23 protein-coding genes are annotated in these 21,128 nt (G+C 39.6%); 14 read left to right on the forward strand and 9 right to left on the reverse strand.

Translation table 11 applies throughout. From position 1 onward, the window contains the following. The first annotated feature begins 22 nt into the window (after positions 1-22). Genes glmU through AC1M89_RS06370 form a run of 3 tightly spaced genes read left to right on the forward strand, consistent with a single transcriptional unit; the run spans position 23 to position 3,763 of the window. Positions 23-1,387 carry a bifunctional UDP-N-acetylglucosamine diphosphorylase/glucosamine-1-phosphate N-acetyltransferase GlmU gene (gene glmU, locus AC1M89_RS06360; RefSeq protein WP_481591982.1) on the forward strand — a complete coding sequence of 455 codons (1,365 nt, stop codon included), beginning with the start codon at positions 23-25 and terminating at the stop codon, positions 1,385-1,387. Positions 1,388-1,399: 12 nt separating this feature from the next. Next, a complete protein-coding gene (gene glmS, locus AC1M89_RS06365; RefSeq protein WP_035264843.1) occupies positions 1,400-3,238 on the forward strand; it encodes a glutamine--fructose-6-phosphate transaminase (isomerizing) in 1,839 nt (612 codons plus the stop codon). 60 nt (positions 3,239-3,298) lie between these two features. Next, the gene (locus AC1M89_RS06370; RefSeq protein WP_481614048.1) at positions 3,299-3,763 is read left to right on the forward strand and encodes a 2-thiouracil desulfurase family protein; all 465 of its coding nucleotides are present in this window, start codon (positions 3,299-3,301) and stop codon (positions 3,761-3,763) included. A 6-nt stretch (positions 3,764-3,769) separates the two neighbouring features. Here the strand turns inward: AC1M89_RS06370 and AC1M89_RS06375 are convergent, their stop codons facing one another. From AC1M89_RS06375 to mhpT, 3 genes are all read right to left on the reverse strand, one after another. Continuing rightward, positions 3,770-4,735 (reverse strand): bile acid:sodium symporter family protein, encoded by a 966-nt coding sequence (locus tag AC1M89_RS06375; RefSeq protein ID WP_481614049.1) that lies wholly within the window; start codon positions 4,733-4,735, stop codon positions 3,770-3,772. Positions 4,736-4,784: 49 nt separating this feature from the next. After that, positions 4,785-5,438, reverse strand: a complete 654-nt coding sequence (gene pncA, locus AC1M89_RS06380; RefSeq protein WP_481595696.1) for a bifunctional nicotinamidase/pyrazinamidase — start codon at positions 5,436-5,438, stop codon at positions 4,785-4,787. Between the two features lie 143 nt (positions 5,439-5,581). Further along, positions 5,582-6,790, reverse strand: coding sequence for a 3-(3-hydroxy-phenyl)propionate transporter MhpT (gene mhpT / locus AC1M89_RS06385; protein WP_035264856.1), 1,209 nt, complete (start codon positions 6,788-6,790; stop codon positions 5,582-5,584). 681 nt (positions 6,791-7,471) lie between these two features. Here mhpT and dapA point away from each other — a divergent pair. Genes dapA through purC form a run of 3 tightly spaced genes read left to right on the forward strand, consistent with a single transcriptional unit; the run spans position 7,472 to position 9,751 of the window. Beyond that, on the forward strand, positions 7,472-8,371 hold the full coding sequence (gene dapA / locus AC1M89_RS06390) for a 4-hydroxy-tetrahydrodipicolinate synthase (RefSeq protein WP_092766583.1): 900 nt from the start codon (positions 7,472-7,474) through the stop codon (positions 8,369-8,371). A gap of 17 nt (positions 8,372-8,388) precedes the next feature. Further along, a complete protein-coding gene (locus AC1M89_RS06395; protein ID WP_092766584.1) occupies positions 8,389-8,994 on the forward strand; it encodes a lipoprotein-34 precursor (NlpB) in 606 nt (201 codons plus the stop codon). A gap of 37 nt (positions 8,995-9,031) precedes the next feature. Continuing rightward, on the forward strand, positions 9,032-9,751 hold the full coding sequence (gene purC / locus AC1M89_RS06400; RefSeq protein ID WP_092766585.1) for a phosphoribosylaminoimidazolesuccinocarboxamide synthase: 720 nt from the start codon (positions 9,032-9,034) through the stop codon (positions 9,749-9,751). Between the two features lie 419 nt (positions 9,752-10,170). Here the strand turns inward: purC and AC1M89_RS06405 are convergent, their stop codons facing one another. The 3 genes from AC1M89_RS06405 to AC1M89_RS06415 form a co-directional block, all read right to left on the reverse strand. Beyond that, positions 10,171-11,445, reverse strand: a complete 1,275-nt coding sequence (locus AC1M89_RS06405; RefSeq protein ID WP_092766586.1) for a replication-associated recombination protein A — start codon at positions 11,443-11,445, stop codon at positions 10,171-10,173. Positions 11,446-11,547: 102 nt separating this feature from the next. Further along, positions 11,548-12,732: a PQQ-dependent sugar dehydrogenase gene (locus tag AC1M89_RS06410; protein WP_481614050.1), complete on the reverse strand. Its 1,185-nt coding sequence runs from the start codon at positions 12,730-12,732 to the stop codon at positions 11,548-11,550. A gap of 110 nt (positions 12,733-12,842) precedes the next feature. After that, complete coding sequence (locus tag AC1M89_RS06415; protein ID WP_481591991.1) at positions 12,843-13,295, reverse strand: YcgN family cysteine cluster protein; 453 nt, start codon at positions 13,293-13,295, stop codon at positions 12,843-12,845. Between the two features lie 190 nt (positions 13,296-13,485). On the opposite strand from AC1M89_RS06415, the gene AC1M89_RS06420 reads away from it, so the two are divergent. From AC1M89_RS06420 to AC1M89_RS06450, 7 genes are all read left to right on the forward strand, one after another. Beyond that, the gene (locus AC1M89_RS06420; RefSeq protein ID WP_035264869.1) at positions 13,486-13,644 is read left to right on the forward strand and encodes a DUF1328 domain-containing protein; all 159 of its coding nucleotides are present in this window, start codon (positions 13,486-13,488) and stop codon (positions 13,642-13,644) included. A 230-nt stretch (positions 13,645-13,874) separates the two neighbouring features. Further along, a complete protein-coding gene (locus AC1M89_RS06425) occupies positions 13,875-14,612 on the forward strand; it encodes a dienelactone hydrolase family protein (RefSeq protein ID WP_481591992.1) in 738 nt (245 codons plus the stop codon). Between the two features lie 62 nt (positions 14,613-14,674). Beyond that, entirely contained in the window at positions 14,675-15,043 is a 369-nt protein-coding gene (locus AC1M89_RS06430) for an HIT family protein (RefSeq protein WP_265596980.1), read from the forward strand. Between the two features lie 106 nt (positions 15,044-15,149). Continuing rightward, positions 15,150-16,181, forward strand: a complete 1,032-nt coding sequence (gene mutY / locus AC1M89_RS06435) for an A/G-specific adenine glycosylase (protein ID WP_035264874.1) — start codon at positions 15,150-15,152, stop codon at positions 16,179-16,181. A gap of 59 nt (positions 16,182-16,240) precedes the next feature. Continuing rightward, positions 16,241-16,765 (forward strand): M23 family metallopeptidase, encoded by a 525-nt coding sequence (locus AC1M89_RS06440; RefSeq protein ID WP_035264946.1) that lies wholly within the window; start codon positions 16,241-16,243, stop codon positions 16,763-16,765. Positions 16,766-16,794: 29 nt separating this feature from the next. After that, entirely contained in the window at positions 16,795-17,040 is a 246-nt protein-coding gene (locus tag AC1M89_RS06445; protein WP_035264881.1) for a hypothetical protein, read from the forward strand. Between the two features lie 18 nt (positions 17,041-17,058). Next, entirely contained in the window at positions 17,059-17,628 is a 570-nt protein-coding gene (locus AC1M89_RS06450) for a DNA-3-methyladenine glycosylase I (RefSeq protein ID WP_481591993.1), read from the forward strand. 5 nt (positions 17,629-17,633) lie between these two features. On the opposite strand, the gene AC1M89_RS06455 is transcribed toward AC1M89_RS06450, so the two are convergent. After that, entirely contained in the window at positions 17,634-19,076 is a 1,443-nt protein-coding gene (locus AC1M89_RS06455) for an aminotransferase-like domain-containing protein (RefSeq protein ID WP_481591994.1), read from the reverse strand. Positions 19,077-19,170: 94 nt separating this feature from the next. On the opposite strand from AC1M89_RS06455, the gene AC1M89_RS06460 reads away from it, so the two are divergent. Continuing rightward, positions 19,171-19,581, forward strand: coding sequence for a hypothetical protein (locus tag AC1M89_RS06460; protein WP_481591995.1), 411 nt, complete (start codon positions 19,171-19,173; stop codon positions 19,579-19,581). A gap of 18 nt (positions 19,582-19,599) precedes the next feature. Here the strand turns inward: AC1M89_RS06460 and AC1M89_RS06465 are convergent, their stop codons facing one another. Together AC1M89_RS06465 and dapB are read right to left on the reverse strand one after the other, a co-directional pair. Then, positions 19,600-20,250, reverse strand: a complete 651-nt coding sequence (locus tag AC1M89_RS06465) for an START domain-containing protein (protein WP_481591996.1) — start codon at positions 20,248-20,250, stop codon at positions 19,600-19,602. A 55-nt stretch (positions 20,251-20,305) separates the two neighbouring features. Continuing rightward, positions 20,306-21,127, reverse strand: a complete 822-nt coding sequence (gene dapB, locus AC1M89_RS06470; protein WP_035264896.1) for a 4-hydroxy-tetrahydrodipicolinate reductase — start codon at positions 21,125-21,127, stop codon at positions 20,306-20,308. Position 21,128: the final 1 nt, after the last annotated feature.

Below are 21,128 nucleotides of genomic sequence, written 5' to 3' on the forward strand. Positions count from 1 at the left end.
AGCTCCAAAGAAAGGATGTTGTATGTCAACCACAGTTGTTATTCTTGCTGCAGGTAAAGGGACGCGAATGCGTTCAAAACTACCAAAAGTATTACAGCCTTTAGCAGGACGTCCACTCTTAGGGCATGTCATTGAAACCGCAAAAAAAATACAAGCTGAAAATATTATTACTATTTTCGGTCACGGCGGCGCTCTAGTTAAACAAGCATTTTCGACAGAAAATATTGACTGGGTTGAACAAGCTGAACAACTTGGTACAGGTCACGCTGTTCAAATGACCTTACCTGTCTTACCCAAAGATGGTATTTCTTTAATTTTATCCGGTGATGTGCCTTGTATTACCGCCGATACATTACAAAATTTACTTGAAGCTACACAATCTAAAGGTATTGGCTTAGTCACACTTACACTAGACAATGCTTCAGGTTACGGTCGTATCGTGAGAGAAAATGGTAAAATCCAAGCCATTGTTGAACATAAAGATGCTTCTGAAGCGCAACGTTTAATTCAAGAAATTAATACTGGCATTTATGCAGTAAGCAATGCCAAATTGCACGAGTGGTTGCCACGTCTGAATAATAATAATGCGCAAGGCGAATATTATTTAACAGATATCGTAGCAATGGCTATTGACGATGGACTCGAAATTGCTTCAGTTGAACCTGCTTTAGCTTTCGAAGTTGAAGGTGTAAATGATCGTGTGCAATTGGCAGCATTGGAAAGAGAATACCAAAACTACCAAGCGAAATTACTGATGCAGCAAGGTGTACATTTGATCGACCCGAGTCGTTTCGATCTCCGAGGTTCACTCAAGGTTGGTCAAGATGTGCGTATCGATATCAATGTCATTATCGAGGGCGAATGTGAACTTGGTGACAATGTCGAAATCGGTGCAGGATGTGTAATTAAAAACTCCAAAATTGCTGCAGGCACGAAAGTTCAACCGTATAGCGTATTTGATTCAGCCATTGTGGGTGAGCAGGCTCAAATTGGACCATTCGCACGTTTGCGCCCTGGTGCTAAATTGGCAAATGAAGTACACATTGGCAACTTTGTTGAAGTGAAAAACACCACCATTGGTTTAGGCTCTAAAGCCAATCATTTTACGTACTTAGGTGATGCTGAAGTGGGTGAGGGTTCAAATATCGGTGCGGGTACGATCACATGTAATTATGATGGTGCCAACAAGTTTAAAACGATCATTGGTGACCAAGCCTTTATAGGTTCAAACAGCTCTTTAGTCGCGCCGGTTAAAATTGGTAATGGTGCAACAGTTGGTGCTGGATCGACGATTACTCGTGATGTGGATGATCATAGTTTAGCCGTAGAACGCTCTAAACAATTTGTGAAAGACAATTATCCACGTCCACAAAAGATTAAGAATTAAGGGGATTACAATATGTGTGGTATCGTCGGCGGTGTAGCAGAACGAAGCATAACGAATATTCTAATTGAAGGCTTAAAGCGTCTTGAATACCGTGGTTATGACTCAGCGGGATTAGCTTTAATCAATGCAGGTCAAGTTTTACGTGAACGTCGTGTCGGTAAAGTTATCAACCTTGAAGAAGCGGTTTCAGAAGCAGCGATCACTGGCGCGCTTGGTATCGCACATACACGTTGGGCTACTCATGGCAAACCTACAGAAAATAATGCACATCCGCATATATCTGGTCAAGTCGCTGTGGTACATAACGGTATTATTGAAAATTACCAAGAGCTTAAAGATGATCTTGAAGCATTAGGATATGTGTTTACATCCCAAACAGATACTGAAGTTGTTGCACACTTAGTTCACGATGCACTGAAGTCTGCTCCTAACCTGCTTAAAGCCGTTGAACAAGTTGTGCCTCAACTCAAAGGTGCATTTGCACTCGGTATCGTACATACAGATTACCCAAATGAATTGATCACTGTTCGTGAAGGTTCACCGCTCGTGATCGGTGTGGGAATTGGTGAGAACTTTATCAGTTCTGATCAATTGGCCCTATTACCGATTACCAATCGTTTTATATACCTTGAAGAAGGTGATATTGCGCGTTTAACACGTGATACGATTGAAGTCTATGTACAAGGTGAGCGCGTTGAACGCCCTGTCAAAGAACTTGATGCGACAGTGAGTAATGCTTCAAAAGGTGAATATAAGCATTACATGCTGAAAGAAATTTATGAGCAACCTGAAGCGATCAAGCAAACTATCTCTCAAGCCTTAAATGCCGATCACTTACGTGATGATTTTCTTGCAAATGCTGTAGAAGATTTTTCTCAGATTCAGCAAGTTCAAATCATCGCTTGCGGTACCAGTTACCATGCAGGCATGATCGCAAAATATTGGTTTGAACAACTGATTGATGTACCTTGCCAAGTTGAAATTGCAAGTGAGTTCCGCTATCGCACTCCAGTCATCGTGAACAATACACTCTATGTGTGTATTTCTCAATCAGGTGAAACTGCCGACACATTGGCTGCTCTTCGTGATACACAAAAACGTGCCAAAGCGAAAAATATTAATATCACCACGATGACGATCTGTAACGTTGCAACATCTTCCATGGTGCGTGAAACAGATTACAGCTTATTGACATTAGCAGGTCCAGAAATTGGGGTTGCGTCGACCAAAGCATTCACCACACAACTTGCTGCCTTGATGCTTCTCGTGCTTAAGTTCGGTCAAGTTAAACAAACGATTTCTAATGAACAAGTAACAGAAATCATTACTGGATTGTGGCATACACCTAAAGTGATTCTTGACACATTACAATGTGATAAAGAAATTTTACGCCTATCTGAATTGTTTGTTGAAAAACAACATTGCCTATTTTTAGGTCGTGGAACACAGTTCCCAATCGCGCTTGAAGGAGCGCTTAAACTGAAAGAAATTTCATATATTCATGCTGAAGGTTATGCAGCTGGTGAGTTGAAACACGGCCCATTGGCCTTAGTTGATAATGATATGCCTGTTGTCATTCTTGCTCCTCAGGATGACATGCTTGATAAGCTCAAATCAAATATGGAAGAGGTTCAAGCACGTGGTGGTGAGCTGTTTGTATTTGCAGATGAAAATAGTGGCATTAAGGAAAAAGAGCGCCAACACGTTGTTCAAGTTCCGAGCGTTTCAGCACTATTATCACCAATCGTATACAGTATTCCTGTGCAGCTTTTGTCCTATCACGTCGCTGTACTACGCGGTACCGATGTAGATCAGCCGCGTAACTTAGCTAAGTCAGTTACGGTTGAATAATTCAATTTGATCTACACTTAAAAAGATCGATAATGAAAATTATCGGTCTTTTTTTATCAAATGAAATATCTTATCAGTGCATGCTTAGTCGGACATCCAGTTCGCTACAATGGTCAACATTGCCTTCAAGAAAAAATTAAAACGCTGATTGATGCCGATCAGGCCGTCGTAATCTGCCCTGAAATTTCTGGAGGACTTAGCACTCCCAGAGCCCCTGCTGAAATTCAAAAAGGAACAGGCTCCGATGTTTTGAGTGGCTATGCAAAAGTATTTGATCTCTCGGGAAAAGATGTTACCGAAGCATTTATTCTAGGTGCCAAACAGACCTTAGCTTTTGCGAAAAAACATGGGATTACTCATGCGATTTTGAAAGCTAAAAGTCCATCATGTGGTTTTGGTCAGATTTATGATGGCTCTTTTTCGGGGTCAAAAATAAATGCGGACGGTGTTACAGCAGCGCTTTTAAAGCAACATGGTATTCACATCATGACTGAAAAAGAATTTCTAGATCAGTTAATGAAATAAAATCAGCTACTTAATCACATCACCGTCATACTTAATTTTTTTAAGGACAGCTTTGTCACGCGTCGCCCAATAACTCGCCAAGATGGGTCCCGAAATATTGTGCCATAAACTAAAAATCGCACTTGGAAGTGCTGTAATGGGTGTTGCCGCAAAATGAACCGCAGCTAAAGCAACGCCTAAGCCAGAATTTTGCATCCCTACTTCTATCGAAACTGCTTTAGCATCTGCTTGATTAAGCTGCAATAATTTTGCAGCCCAATAACCTATAAAATATCCTAATCCATTATGTAAAATTACAACAGCAAGGATCAGTAACCCTGACTGTAAAATTTGCATTTTGCTTCCAGCAATAATCGCAGCCACAATCAATACAATCGCGATGACTGAAACCATAGGCATCATTGCGATATATCGATCTATTTTTTGCTTAAATAGGCCGCTCACGATCACCCCTAAAATGATAGGGAACAAAATCACTTGCATTACCGATACAAGCATTGCTACCGCATCTATATCGATCCACTGACTCGCTAAGAGATAAAAAATCAATGGTGTCAGCAAAGGTGCTAACATCGTTGAAACTGAGGTACACGCGACGGACAAAGCCACATTTGCCTTTGCCATATAAGCAATGACGTTAGATGCTGTACCTCCGGGACAACATCCAACAAGGAGTACGCCAACGGCAATTTCAGCGGGTAATCGAAATGCTATGCACAATCCCCATGCCAATAATGGCATCACTATAAATTGAGCACTCACGCCAACGGCAACCGCCTTAGGCTGGCTGAAAACACTTTTAAAATCTTCCCACGACAGGGTCATTCCCATGCCAAACATGATAATCCCGAGCATCCAAGTGATATAAGACTTAAGCCAAATAAAAGCTTCTGGCATATACATGGCAATTCCTGCAAATAGGAGTACCCACAGCGCAAAGGTTTTCTGCACGAATTGATTGATAGCTTTCATTTAGAAGTTCACTTGTTGGATTAACGACGTATGATCTTGAGCCATGCCTTTAAATGGTCTGCGCTGAGTGTCTGAGAGTCATCAGTTCTTTGGCGTAAATTCGTTTCACACCTTGTGCAAGCATTTCTTGCCATGCATGTTGCAACGAACCATTTAAATCGATGCCTTTAGTCGCATCTGACACGACATAACTGTTAAAACCTAATTTTGCAGCATCAATTGCCGTCCAAGCCACACAAAAATCAGTGGCGATCCCGACAATGAAGATGTCACGAATTCCACGCTCACGCAGATAACCTGCTAAGCCAGTCGATGTTCGATGATCAGCTTCTAAAAAGGCAGAATAACTATCAATATGTGGATGAAAACCTTTACGAATGACCAACTGCGCTTTGGATATATTCAAGTCTGGATGAAAATCTGCATCATGTGTACCCTGCACACAATGTGAAGGCCATAACACCTGGCGGCCATAAGCTAATTCAATCGTCTCATAAGCAGACTTTCCAGGATGATTTTCAAAAAATGAAATATGGTCTTGAGGATGCCAATCTTGGGTAAGGACAACATTGTCAAAATGCCGAGCAAGTGAATTAATGGTTGGAATAATTTGATCTGAATTTGCTACCGCCAAATTTCCCCCAGGGGTAAATCCATTCTGTACATCAACAACGATAAGTGCACTTTGTTGTGGTTGGAACATCCTTTTCAGCTCCCAATATTTTTAAAATTGTTAGGGACTATTGCATAGGATCAAGAGAACTACAATTGCTTGAGTTGAAAATTTGATATCAAAATTCTATAAAAAAAGCCTGCATCAAGCAGGCTTTAATCTATGTTTTTGTCTTAATTCTGGATACGACGTACCAACATTAACATGAAGATTGCAGAAATAATAATACAAGGGATTGCTGCAGAGATTACGCCTGCTGCACCAAATCCAGCCGTTAATAATGATCCTGCAATTGCTGGCCCAAGCATAGCACCGATACGACCTACTGCTGATGCAACACCAACACCTGTACCACGTACTTCTGTTGGGTACACAATACCACCAAATGCGTAAAGCACACCTTGACAGCCAATCACGAAAGCACCAACCAATGCTGAAGCCAAATACATTTGTGTGAGTGAGCTTGCTGCATTCAACGCAAGAAGGCCAGCCAAAATACCACCGTACATTAACAAGATCACATAAGCTTTTTTCCAGCGGTCAGTTAATACACCTAAAATCACAGTACCTACAGTAGCACTTACCATGAAGTAGAATTGCGCTGTCGCACCTTCTTTTCTTGAGAAACCTAATTCTTGGAATAGAGAAGGTAACCAGCTGAGCATGATGTAAACCACCATGAGCGTGAAGAAATAGCTACACCAGATGAACATCGTACGAAGAAGATTCTGTGAATTAAACAAATCTTTAAACGAACCTTGTGGAGCTTCTGCAATTTCAGCTTCAGTTCTATTTTGCGTTTTCAAGAATTCTTTAGATTCAGGTAAGAACTTCATCATTACTGGAATAACAATTAATGGTAATAAACCACCAAGATAGAAAATATTTTTCCAGTTAGCACCGAAATCTGTACTTGCAATTAAAGATAAGATCGCAGCACCGACAGGCATACCGCAATACATTAGCCCTACAGCACGACCACGATTTTGTGGGGTTACAGCTTCAGAAGCCAAAGTGATGAGAATTGGCATTGCTGCACCTAGTCCTGCACCTGCAAGGAAACGTACAGCCAATAAACTGTTAAAACTATTTACCCATACCGTACATAAAGTGAATACAGCGAAAACAGCAACAGACCAAATTAAAACTGTTTTACGACCAATACGGTCCGCAATACGCCCACCTACCAGTGCCCCAGGTAACAGACCTAAAATACCAGCACTAAAAAACACACCTAATTGTGAACTATCTAAACCAAAATGTTCACGAATACCCGCAGCTGCAATACCAGCAGCCTGAATATCTAAGCCTTCAATTACTGCAATGAGGAAGCAGATACCTACCGTCAAAATTGCATGTTTGTTACTTACTGATTCTTGCATTGAACTTCCCTCACTCATCAGCATTTGAGTCCGATGCCCGATTATCTATGTAAGTCAATGAAAGTGAGAGTTATCAAATGGTGTAATAAAATGTAATCAAAATAAGATTAAATTTCATACCTCTTGCCAACCAAAATAAATTCTAGTCTTCAAAACGATTAATTATTTTTTTTATTTAGGAAAAAACCAAGAAAAATCTATTATAAAATCTATAAGTATTAGAATAATTTAACCTTTAAGTAAAAAAAATAAGACGTTTTATAAATTATAATAATCACATAATTTAAAAATTATTAGTCTATTCACCTGTATATACATACATCTTAAATCTGATGTAAGTGATATAAGCTATTAATTCAGGGTAAATTGGTCAGATTTTAGTTCGAATTTTCATTTTTATCCGCAATACTTTCATAGACGAACATCTATCTTCACTGTTATTTAAATGCCTAACCATAAGGTCTTAAAATTGCTTTTTTTAAAAAAAGTTACTTGTTTTAACTAAACTTTTTTTTGACTGAAGTGAATTCATATTGTTCTTATTGGTTGCTTAGTTCATAATTTGCATACGCATTATCCAGTATGCAGGCATATTGGATCGTGATATAAATCAAAATACATACCCATCCAAACTTCGCTTCTCAACCTTCACTGGATGGAAAAATAGGATCGTGTTTTAAAATGACTACTCAGCAAGCTCAGGTAATTCAAGGCTCAATCGTCGCAATCGTCACTCCAATGTTTGAAGATGGAACTGTTGATTGGAAGGGTCTCGAGAAGCTTGTTGAATGGCACATTGAACAAGGTACAAACAGTATCGTTGCCGTGGGAACAACAGGTGAAGCTTCGACCTTAAGCATGGCTGAACACACTCAAGTGATCAAAGAAATCATTCGTGTAGCCAATAAACGCATTCCAATTATTGCCGGCACAGGCGCAAACTCAACGCATGAAGCGATTGAGCTTACCAAAGAAGCTAAAGAGCTTGGTGCAGATGCTGCACTTTTAGTAACGCCATATTATAACAAACCGACTCAAGAAGGCTTGTATCAGCATTACAAAGCAATTGCTGAAGCTGTTGATTTACCGCAAATTCTTTATAACGTACCTGGCCGTACTGGCGTTGATATGAGCAATGAAACTGTAGTTCGTCTTGCTGATATTCCTCAAATCGTAGGGATTAAAGATGCAACAGGTGATGTTCCTCGCGGTGCTGAGCTTTTAAAAGCACTTGAAGGCAAAGATATGGTGGTCTATTCAGGTGATGATGCAACAGCATATCAACTGATTGAGCATGGTGCGAAAGGTAATATTTCTGTGACCGCTAACGTTGCTCCAAAGCAAATGAGCCAAGTGTGTGCCGCTGGTTTAGTGGGTAATGCAGCTCAAGCAAAAGCAATTAATGATCAAGTTGCAAATTTACACGAAATTCTATTTTGTGAATCAAACCCAATTCCTGTGAAATGGGCACTTCATGAAATGGGATTAATTGGTACAGGTATCCGTTTACCACTTACTCCATTAGCAGAACAATATCGAGCTTCACTGCGTGATGCATTAAAAGCTGCGAGCATTATTTAAAGAAGAGTTTAACAACTATGCAACTACGTTTTGGTTTACCCCTTGCCCTTTCAGCCCTCAGCATGGTCGGTTGTAGTACGATTGGTATCGATAATGGTTCACTCGATTATAAAAAATCTACTGCACAAGCCCCGCTTAAATTCCCTGAAGGTTCAATGGTTAGACCAGCAACACCGCTTTATCCAGCGCCTGTTGTTGAACAGCTTGCAATAGACAATGCGCCACAAATGGTTAATAAGCGAGGTAATCGTTTTGAGCTACCTCGTCCTAATGTGGCACCAACCGTTTCTAATCCTGTTGAGAGTGAACAATCAACTGCTGTCGGTCGTCCACAACTTTTAACTGATGGAAATGGCAATCCGTTGATCAAAATTGACGGAAATTCTGCTACAATTTGGCAATACACAATCGCCACCCTCAGTAGCCTCAACTACAACTTTGTCAATCAACCTAAGAATCCCCATTCCGCGACAATTCAAGTGGATGGTGAAAGTTTAGTGCTTAAACTGACATCTGTAGGTTCGAGTCATACCTTGGCCGTGTTTACCCCAACTAACGCGTTTGCAGACAAACAAAAAGCTGCGAGCCTGTTAACCCAGATTTATCAAAACTGGCCAGCCTAGTCGTTCTAGGCATATTTTTTCTGAAAAAGGTTCCACCATGTTAAAACAAACCTTGCTCTATACTGGTAAAGCTAAATCCGTTTATGAAACCGATAGTGCAGACCACCTGATTTTAGTCTTTCGTGATGATGCCTCAGCATTTAATGGCGAAAAAATCGAACAGCTAGATCGCAAAGGTAAGGTGAACAACCGTTTTAACGCCTTTATCATGGAAAAACTTGCAGCTGCAGGTATCGAAACTCATTTCGAAAAACTTTTAACACCAAACGAAGTTTTGGTTAAAAAGTTAAACATGATTCCAGTTGAATGTGTAATCCGTAACTATGCAGCTGGTTCGCTTTGCCGTCGTTTGGGTGTTGAAGAAGGTTTAGAACTTACACCACCTACATTTGAATTATTTTTCAAAGATGACGCTTTGGGCGACCCAATGGTGAATGAATCTCAAGCCATTGCTTTAGGTTGGGCTACTGCTGAACAACTTGAGCGTATGAAAGAGTTAACGCACCAAGTAAACGTGGTGTTAAAAGATCTTTTTGCTCAAGGCAACATGCTTTTAGTTGATTTTAAACTTGAATTTGGTGTGTTCCATGACCGTATCGTTCTTGGTGATGAATTCTCTCCAGATGGTTGCCGTCTATGGGACAAAGATACCAAGAAAAAATTAGATAAAGACCGTTTCCGCCAAGGTTTAGGTGGTGTGGTTGAAGCTTATGAAGAAGTTGCGACACGTATCGGTGTTGACCTTTCTGATATCTAAATCAAAATTTAGATAAAATGAAGCCGAGTCATATGACTCGGCTTTTTTGTATCTGTTGATATTATTTTTATATTTTGAAATTGTTGTTATGCATTCATTATTTTTGTTAAGTAGCATTACCAATGCTCTCTCCTCATTGGTAATGCTACTAATTTATCGAATGGATATTTAAATAAGATGACAAATCTGGGGCCTTGATCATTAAAAAACTCAATTGTTGTTTTTGTTTTTAAATTTACCCCCATTAATCGAATAAATTAATGTTATTTATTAAAATGATCGTTTTTACAATATTACTAAGTTCAACTAATATATTTTTATACCAGGCAACTACAGGAGTTGGTGGCTCAAGAGAGAGACTGTAGTTGCCGACCAGATGAATCGCTTTTCGCCCAGCTTCCCATAGAACTGGGCTTTTTTTACTGTTGTTGCTGCTCTTGCTGCCAACGTCGCTGCTGTAAACGCTCTGCTTCGACTTCACGCTTATTACGAGCTGATTCGTACAATTTGGTACCTTTCAGCTCTGGAGGCATATAATCCTGCAACACGAAATGTTCTGGATAGTGATGTGGATATAAATAATCTACACCATATCCCTGCTCTTTCATTAACTTGGTCGGAGCATTTCTTAAATGTAATGGAACTGGAAGATTTGACGTACGTTCAGCCAACTCTAATGCTTTATTGATTGCTAAGTAAGTGCTGTTACTTTTCGCGCTTGTAGCCAAATATACTGCACATTGGCCTAAAATAATACGGCATTCTGGCATTCCAACCGCTTGAACGGATCTAAAACACTCCCCAGCCAATAGCAATGCATTAGGATTAGAATTTCCAATATCTTCCGAAGCGGCAATCAACATCCGACGTGCAATAAAGACGGGATCTTCTCCCCCCTTTAACATTCTCGCCATCCAATATAGTGCAGCGTCAGGATCACTTCCACGAATTGATTTAATGAAAGCTGAGACTAAATCATAGTGCTGCTCACCAGATTTGTCATATCGCGCAATATTTTGTTGAGCTACTTTCACCACGATGGCATTGGTGACAATATTTTCAACATCTGCTTCAAATGTGCTCGCAATGAGATCCAATAAATTGAGTGCTTTACGAGCATCACCTGCGGCAAATTGAATTAATGCATCATATTCTTCGATGTGAATATGACGGTCTTTCAGAAATTGGTCTTGCTTGAGTGCACGTTCAATTAAATGTTGAATATCATGCTCAGATAATGCATTCAGCGTATACACCTGACAGCGCGACAACAAAGCATTATTGACTTCAAAAGAAGGATTTTCTGTGGTTGCACCAACCAGAGTAATCTTGCCTTTTTCTACTGCGCTCAGTAAGGCATCTTGTTGAGATTTATTAAAGCGATGAATTTCATCAATAAAAACCACTGGCACAATGAGATCACCACTTTCCCCAATGATTTCTCGAAGCTCTTTAACACCAGTGTTGAGTGCAGACAAGCTAATAAAAGTACGATCTACAGCTTGAGCTAACAAAAGCGCAATGGTGGTCTTGCCGACGCCTGGAGGCCCCCAAAAAATAATCGAAGGTAAATGTCCTTGGTCAATCATTTGACGTAAAGGTGCGTCTTCACCAAGCAAATGATCTTGTCCGATAATCTCAGACAAATCACGTGGACGTAAGCGTTCAGGTAGCGGAATTTGTGTATCGGACATATTTTTTATAGATCTCAAAGTGCTGTTGACTAGTCTACTATGTAATAGTCAAATTCCAATATTAATAGTCAAAACAACCATCACTATTCAACATTTTTCATTTTACTCAGATTCGAGTTTTGGTTTTAATTTGAATAAATAAGCTTGCGGTCCATCTTCTATTCCCCAAATTGTGCCATCCTTTGCTTCATGCAAGTCTCGTACTCGAACCCCCATATCCAAGCGCTGAATTTCTCGTACAGGTTCAGATTGTGGATCTACCACAATAATGGCTTTCGATGATAATCCACCGATTAAGGCTTTGTTCTTCCATTGTGGAAAATAGTTAGATTTATAAAAAATCAGACTCGAGGGTGAAATCACTGGAGACCAATCAAGTTTAGGGGCTATAAATTCAGGTCGCGTTTCATGATTCGGAATCTGTTTCCCATCATAGTGATCACCATTAGATACAATTGGATAGCCATAATTCTTACCTTTTTCAATAAGATTGAACTCATCGCCACCTTTAGGGCCCATTTCTGCCACCCACAAACGATTTTGATGATCAAATGCCATACCTAAAGGATTACGATGACCTAAACTCCAAATCTGCGCTGAGACACCACCTTGTTTGGCAAATGGATTAGATTCTTGAGCACGACCATCATCATACAAATATACAATTTTACCTAGATTAGACTGCATATCTTGTGCAGGCTGAAACTTCTGCCGTTCCCCTGAACTAATCCATAAATTCGCTTGCTGGTCAAACACTATACGATGTGCATAATGCCCCTGACCCGACACTTTAGGGACTTGCTCCCATATGCGTTCGATATCCGTCAGTTTCGGTGCTTCGATATTCGATAAATCCAATTTCGCTCGGATTACCACTGCACCAAACAATCCATTTTTTTCTTCGGCATAACTGAGATATAACCAAGCGTTATTATTGAAATTAGGATGAATCGAAACATCACCCAACCCACCTTGTCCGCCATAAGCAACTTGAGGCACACCAGCCACGTTAAAACTACGTTTTGATTGTGGGTCAAACAACTTAAGTATGCCTGACTTTTCTGTAATTAACAGTTGACCATTTGGTAAAGTTGCTATCGCCCATGGTTCATCAAATAGAGCAATTTTTTCAACTTGATATCGTTGTTCTTGAGCTTTTGAATTCTCGTTTTTGACTGTTGATTCCTGCGGATTCTGTGCTTCAGTGGCTTTATTTTGATTGGCATGACACGCCATTATGATTCCGCTCAAACCAACAATCCAAATCAGTTTTGCAGCTTTTAACATGCCTTTCCCTTTTTAAATCCTTGAATATCAGTCTCAAGGATTAAACGGCAATGATCATTTTAAAAGTGTTTTTATATTACAAAATATGTGTAGTCTAGCAATTGAATGTACTAGCGTACCCACCGCACGATGTATTCATCTATTTCATTTTCATTAACAAGCTGTTCAGATATACAACGACCTGCTACAGATTTTCGAGCACTAATCACACTTTGTTTATTGCCTGTCACCAAGTGATGCCAATTCGGTAGCTTTTTACCTTCATTAATACGTCGATATGCACAACTCGAAGGTAGCCATCGTATTTGTTGTAATTTTTCAGGCGTTAACTGAATACAGTCAGGTACATGCACCTGACGATTTTCATAATCTGAACAATGCCCCGTCTGACAATCTAGAAGTTTGCACGCAACTTTGGTATATGCGATTTCTTCGGTTTCATCATCTTCTAATTTAACCAAACAACACATACCACAACCATCACACAGTGCCTCCCATTCTGCTTGGTTCATTTCAAACAGTGAATAATGTTTCCAAAATTCAGGGCGTAAAGATGTGCTCATGATTCAGCTAAATATCAAAAATTTGAGTCAGTATATCACTAATAATTCTCATAAAATTTCACCAATCTCAGTTACAGTTGATTAACTAAAGAATATCAATACTCTACGTTAAAATACCCTTTGTATACATTTTGCTCAGTTTATTTTCTTATACTGAATGAACATTAATAAAAATTTATGGAGAATCAAAATGTTCCGTTGGGCGATTATTTTTGCAGTGATTGCATTGATAGCAAGTTTGCTAGGGTTTGGTGGTGTAGCAGGCTTATCTAAAGATTTCGCAATTATCTTACTTGTGATTGCAGTGATTCTCGCAATTGTAGGCTTTATCTCAAGAGGCAAAGTCTAGTGTTCTAAATCACTAGATTAAATTGAAAACACAAGATTGATGAAAAGAAGAAGGTACTCCTTCTTCTTTTTTTATTTCTTTTTTATCTGTTCATTGATACGCGTTTTATATATTCCAATCTTTCATAAATTCTCACATTTGATTTTACTTTCTTATTGCAAATTCATCACTTCGGAAAACATTTATGCTTTAATCTTTGCTGATTTTCATAAACGAAAGGACTTTCAATAATGACTTCAGCAATTCAAACAAGAGAAATTCAGTATAAAGCGGCAGATGGTACACAATTGATTGGTTATTTTGCCGCACCTGAAAACTCTTCAGGAGCTGCAGGTATTATTGTAGCCCCAGAGTGGTGGGGTCGTAATGAATATACAGAACAACGTGCTCGAGAACTTGCAGAACAAGGATATGCTGCTTTTGCCATTGATATGTACGGCGACAAAAAGGTAACCACTGAAGCTTCTCAAGCAAATGAGTGGATGATGCAAACTTTCGCACAGCCTGAAACGATTGTACAACGCGCTACAGCTGCGTTAGACACTTTATCTGCACAGCCTGAAGTTGACGCAACTCGATTAGCTGCGATTGGTTTTTGTTACGGCGGAAAAGTTGTTTTAGATCTTGCTCGCTCTGGTGCGAACTTAAAAGCAGTTGCTACCTTCCATGCTAATTTATCTGCGCAAACACCTGCTCAACAAGGTCAAGTAAAAGCTGAAATTCTGGTTTTGCATGGTGAGCTAGATAGCATGGTCACGCTAGATGATGTGGCACAATTTAAAGAAGAAATGTTTGCAGCTCAGGTGCCGCATGAGGTCATTATCTTTGAGGATGCAAAACACGGTTTTAGCAATCCACAAGCTGATGAACGGGCAAAAGCCAATGGTGTAGATCTCGGTTATAACGCTGCAGCTGAGGAAAAAAGCTTAGCTGCGATGTATGAGTTACTGTCGCGTCACTTAGATTAATTACTTTCAAAGTTTATTAGCGCTAAGATTATTGAAGAAAGAAGATAAAATATAAGAGGAATATAAGGATGAGTGAACAATGTACTTATTGCAATCACGATGAATATGATGTGATTGATAAAAATGAATTCGGTGTGATTTTGCCAGAACAGCAGCCGTTGACTAAAGGACATTCCGTTATTATTCCTTTACGTCATGTGAGTTCTTTTTTTGAAATTACCGATAAAGAGCGTAAAAGTTTACAGTCGTTGTTAGAACTGGCACGTAACGAGTTAAAAATCCGTCATCATCCGGAAGGCTTTCATATCGCTTTTAATGATGGCAAAGTTTTTGGCGATGAAGAGTCGGAACATTTACACATCCATATTATTCCTCGTTACAAAAACCAACCGCTTAAATTAGATAGTCGTTGGGGCATTATTCAAGAGTAATGTTGATTTTACAAAAAGGCGCAATATGCGCCTTTTTTCATGCTTTTTTAAAAGGTCTTTGCCTAGATTGGTTATACTGAGCACAGATTGTATTAATGGTATTTTCATGTTTTCTTTTTCAACTGCGTTACTGGATTGGTTTGATGTACATGGTCGACATGACCTGCCATGGCAAGTCGCAGATGATCCTTACAAAGTTTGGGTCTCTGAAATTATGTTGCAGCAAACCCAAGTGAAAACTGTTCTGAAATACTATGATCGTTTTATTGAGCGCTTTCCGACGGTCACCGATTTAGGTCGTGCTACTTGGGATGAAGTTGCTCCTTACTGGGCAGGTCTAGGCTATTATGCGCGTGCTCGCAACCTGCATAAAGCAGCCACAATCGTAAGTCAAAATGGACATTTTCCAGAGACTTTAGAAGCTTGGATGGCCCTGCCAGGAATAGGTAGATCAACTGCTGGTGCATTGATGTCACTTGGATTACGCAAATACGGCGTGATAATGGATGGAAATGTTAAGCGTGTTTTAGCACGTTTCTTTGCCATTGAAGATGATTTATCAAAGCCTGTCCATGAACGTGCAATGTGGGAATTAGCGGAGCAACTCTGTCCTGAACAACGCAACCATGATTACACGCAAGCCATTATGGATTTGGGTGCAACAATTTGTACTCCTAAAAAACCACTTTGCCTGTACTGTCCAATGCAGTCAGAATGCCAAGCTTTAAAGCAGGGTCTGACACAAGAGTTACCATTTAAAAAGCCAAAAAAAGCAGTGCCTATAAAGACTGCGGATGTTTTATTACTGCGAAGTACTGAAAATACATGGTTATGGCAACAACGTCCGCATTCAGGCTTATGGGGTGGTTTATGGACCTTACCCATCATTGATGAAACTTCAGAATTTAGTCAATTGACTCAGCAATATGGTTTGGTGAGTAATCAATTACCAACTCAAATTTCACACAGTTTCACCCACTTTACCTGGTTACTGAATGCACATATTTTCCATGTTGATCTCGACCAGATGGAATACCTCCAAACAGAATTAGGAGGTGAATGGCTCGCTCCACAAGTTGTAACAGAAATGGGCATTCCAACTGCGATGAAAAAATTGATCTCAGCCGTGAAATTGTGACATAGTCGATTCAAATAAGTGTGGCTGTATCATATCAAGGAGTTCGAGTGACTAAGTATTTGCGACATTACATCATCCTAAGTGTAGCTATTTTACTTGTCGCCTGCAGTAGTCAACCTCCAAAACAAACGCCGCTTGATCCAACCCTCGTTGCTCGCTTACATATGCTTCCTTTGGATCGAAAATTACCTATCCCAGTACAAGGTGTAAAAGCGAGACAACTGACAGACACTTGGGGTGCATCACGAAGTCACGGTCGAACACATGAAGGCATTGATATCTTGGCGGCTCGTGGTACAAAAGTTTATAGTGCAACTGATGGAATTGTTCGCAGTATGCGCGATAATAAGCTGGGTGGGAAAGTCATTTGGATTTTAGGACCCGCTGGTTCTTGGCATTATTATGCGCATTTAGATCAGCATAAAAAAGGTCTCAATGAGGGTGACTTCGTGCGACGAGGTGACCATATTGGTTATGTCGGCAATACGGGTAATGCTCGACATACTGCCCCTCATTTACATTATGGAATTTACTTAGATGGTCGCGGTCGAGGCCCTGTCAATCCATACCCTTATTTACGTTAAATTAAAGTTTTTATTTTTAGGAAGTTTTCATGTCAGAAGCCTTGATTAATCGTCTAGTTGAATTTGCAGAATCTGGCAATCAACAACGTATTGTCTTAAATGGACAAAGCCATCAGGGCTGGATTATGGAAATTACCGAAGAAGCTCTGTTGATTAGCACTGGTTTTGCAGATAAAGCAGGTAAAGATTTCTGGATTAATTTTTCGGATTTAGAACAAGCAGAGTTGTTCTTTTGGGACAATCAAAACGATCAGTGGGTTGCTTTTACCATTTGATCACTTCGGAGCATTCGCATGACGATTCAACGCTGTAGCTGGTGCTCCGATGAGCAGATTTATATTGATTATCACGATCAAGAATGGGGTGTTCCTTTATATGATGAACACACCTTATTTGAAATGCTCTGTTTAGAAGGTCAGCAAGCAGGACTCGCTTGGATTATTGTTTTAAAAAAACGCGAGCGATATCGATATCATTTCTTTCAATACACCATTGAAGAAATTGCGACTTTTACAGATGAACATTTGTTCGAAATAGCACAAGATCCGGGCATAATTCGTCATTTAGGTAAACTAAAGGCGATTCGAGATAATGCTCGAGCATGGTTGAATATGCGCCAAATCATGCCTGATATGGTCAAATGGCTATGGAGTTTTGTAGGGCATCAACCCAAAGTTCATTCTGTGCCAGACTATCGCTTAGCACCAACACAAAGCGAATTAAGCCTGCAACTGTCTAAAACTCTAAAAAAGAATGGTTTTAAATTCGTGGGTCCAACCATTATCTATTCTTATCTGCAAGCGGTAGGAATGATTGATGATCATGAAAATCACTGCTTTAAAAAGCTTAGTTTAGCGCCATAATCTTTTTAAGAAGGTGCTTGGGATGATGACCTCATTTTTTGTTTCACCCAATCCGCTAAAAACACGATGGAGTCATGAATTTCATGAGTTAGTTCATGCCCTGCATTTAAGCGAATATAATTTTTATAACGGCGTTCTTCTCCAAAAACATCACCGGGAACAATGTTAATACCATGTTGACGTGCAGCATAATAGAGTTCTAAACCATCAATATGTGTCGGCAATTGCAGCCATAAAACATAACCACCATCCGGCTGACTTAACCCAATGTCGATCCCGTGAAAAGCGTTTAATATCGTTTTTCGATATGCATCAACTTGATGATTTAATTTTGGTTTTAATCGGAGTAGATGCTCACGATAGGCTCTACTATACATCAGGTCAGCCAAAGCCAATTGCAAAGGTGTATTCACACTGACATTTTGAATGACAATTTGACGATGCAAATATTTAAGCCTCGGCGGTAAACAAAACCAACCTACTCGATATGCACTCGACAATGATTTTGATATTGAACTGCATAAAATGACATAGCCTGCTTCATCCCAATGTTTGATCGGTAAAGGTCGCTGTAAATTAAAACTACATTCAGCATAAATATCATCTTCAATCACATAACATTGATATTGTTCAGCCAATTGCACAATTTTCTGTTTATCATGATTTGAAAGCTCAAACCCTAGTGGATTTTGATAATTCACAGTCAATAGACAGGCTTTGGTATCGGGGTGCTGCATTGCTCTTTCTAAGCGTTCTAAATCAAAACCATCCACATTTGCAGGTATCTCAATCAACTTGCGTTTCAGTGTCCCTAACAACTGTAATTGACCATTAAAATTTGGGGTTGGAATCACAATGCCATCCCCTTCCTTGGTCAAGAGCTGAACCACGAGTGATAACGCAGCCATACAGCCATTGGTGATATAAATCTCGTCTGGATTGATATAAAACCCATCTTCAGCCCAATGGTCTGATAAAGCTTGTCTCAATCTCAAATGCCCTTGTCGATTACTATAAAGGAAATCTTCTGGTTGACTGTGTTTTAAAGCACGTTGAATTGACTTTCGGATTGCATCTACAGGCACGTGATTTGGAGAGATTTGTACTGCACCTAAATGAATTGATCGATTATTGGTTGAAGACTCCTGTATTTCAATTTGCAAATTTAAGTTACTGATATCCTTTGCTTCAGCTTCAAATTCATGATGATAAGGCAATACTGGCGAATCGTTTCTGGATTTCAAATGTTGTACAAAATAACCTGATTTATTTTTAACAGTGATGAGCCCTTCCGATTCCAATAATGCATAACAATTTTTTGCTGTATTTAAACTGACGGCATGTAATGCTGAAAATTGTCGAAGGGAAATGAGCTTCTGTCCTGAACACAGTTCTCCACTCAGAATTTTCTGTTTGATATGTTTGGCTAAGATTTGATACTGGAACATGAACTGTGCTCATTTTTATAAAATGTGTGTATCTGTATCTATAAACCTAGCAAATTTATGATGGTCTTACAGCTAAAAAAACACAGGAGGCCACATGAACAACGATAAATTATATTTGATATTACCATTGGTAACACTTTTGACAGCTTGCCAACCAGAGCATGCGATCGAACAAGCTGCACTTGAGCAAAAATTTATTTGTACATCGTTAATTGATGGATTCTTAAAAGTGACGCACAACAGTCATTATCGTTTTACAAAAAGTATTGAATCTCCAGATCAGCAGAAAATTTACCTCTACACCGTGTCTTCTGATCATGCAGTCAAGCTCAATAGCCCCACACAAAAAAATTTAAATTTTCAATGTGATGATTCCAAAAAACAAACCTATCAAGTTTTTCTATTGGATCAGATGTCTAAGACTAAGCAACCAATTTTGAGTTTTCATTTGCCTCAAGCAGCAGAGTTAAAGCAATTTACAGCTTACACTTTGAAAAATGATTAAATGACTGATATAAAGTCATTATTTCAAAATATCTGGTAACGATATCTGCGCAGATTGAGATTTTGCTAATTCAGTTTTCATTTTTTGCAACATTTGATAAGGCTGCTGTTGTACAAACATATTGGTCACACTTTGTGGAATTGCACCTTCTGGATCCGCATATCCTGAAGTGCTGACCTTCACCTTATTCGGTCCAATCTGTTCAAAGCTCCAGTCTCCAACATAGTGTTGCAGCCGAATATACTGAGGATTCTTCGATTTTCCCGTTTGCGAAGCTTTATTCTTAATATGAATAATACCTTTTGAATCCTTATACATTTTCCCTTGCACAATCAGATCTCGATCTTTCAAAGGAAATGGAAAATCTAACACCATGTAGAGTTTAAATTCCCCTTGCTTCAAATCTTGAGAAATCACCTGTGCTGAACCGACATTGGGTACCCATGATTTTGCATTTTCCACATCCAAAACTATTGCAACTGCTCTTTCGAGTGAAGCATCCACTACTGTTTCAGCACGATAGGACAACACAGGATGATCAGGATTTTGCATCGTCCACACTTTAATATTGTTTTTGTTAATGGTGAGTTGAGAGGCTTCATTGGCTTGAACTTGGCTTGTCAGGCCAATGGCACTGACAAGCAAGCAGATCATAGAAATTTTCTTCATTTTTATTCTTCATATTTAACATTATTATTTAGATGATCACGCAGTATTTTTAAACTTAAACTTTGATATCGTTGAAGCCTAAAACGTCTTTCATGTCATATTTTTTCGGTGCTTTACCTACAACCCAAGCAGCGGCACGTACTGCACCTGCAGCAAAATTCATGCGATTCGTGGCTTTATGTGTGATTTCTACACGTTCACCTTCACCAATAAACATTACCGTATGTTCACCCACAATATCGCCACCACGAATGGTTTGGAAACCAATACTTTGACGTTCACGAGGACCAGTATGCCCTTCACGGTGATACACAGCATCTTGCTTCAAATCACGACCTAATGCATCAGCAATCGCCTCACCCATCATTAAAGCAGTACCTGATGGCGCATCAACTTTATGACGATGATGTGCTTCGATCACTTCAATATCGACACTGTCACCAAAGACTTTAGATGCTAATTCTAAAAGTTTAATGGATACATTCACGCCTACGGAGTAGTTTGCTGCGTACACTACAGGAGCAATCGTTGCACTTTCATCTAAAAATGCTTTTTGCTCATCGTTCATTCCCGTCGTACCGATCACTAATGCAACACCAGCCTCACGGCACAGTTTCAAATGCTGTTCAGTTGCAACTGGTGCAGTAAAATCAATAAATACATCGCAATCATTTAAAACATCTTGGATATCACCCACGACTTTCACACCAAGTGTACCAATACCCGCTAATTCGCCTGCATCCGCGCCAATAAGGCTACTGCCTGGACGCTCTACCGCTGCTGCTAATTGATAACCAGCATCTTGAACTGCTTGAATCAATGTACGACCCATACGGCCACCAGCACCTAAAATCCCAATACGCGGAGCGACAGACATA

The sequence above is a fragment of the Acinetobacter sp. ANC_7635 genome (genome assembly GCF_056779945.1).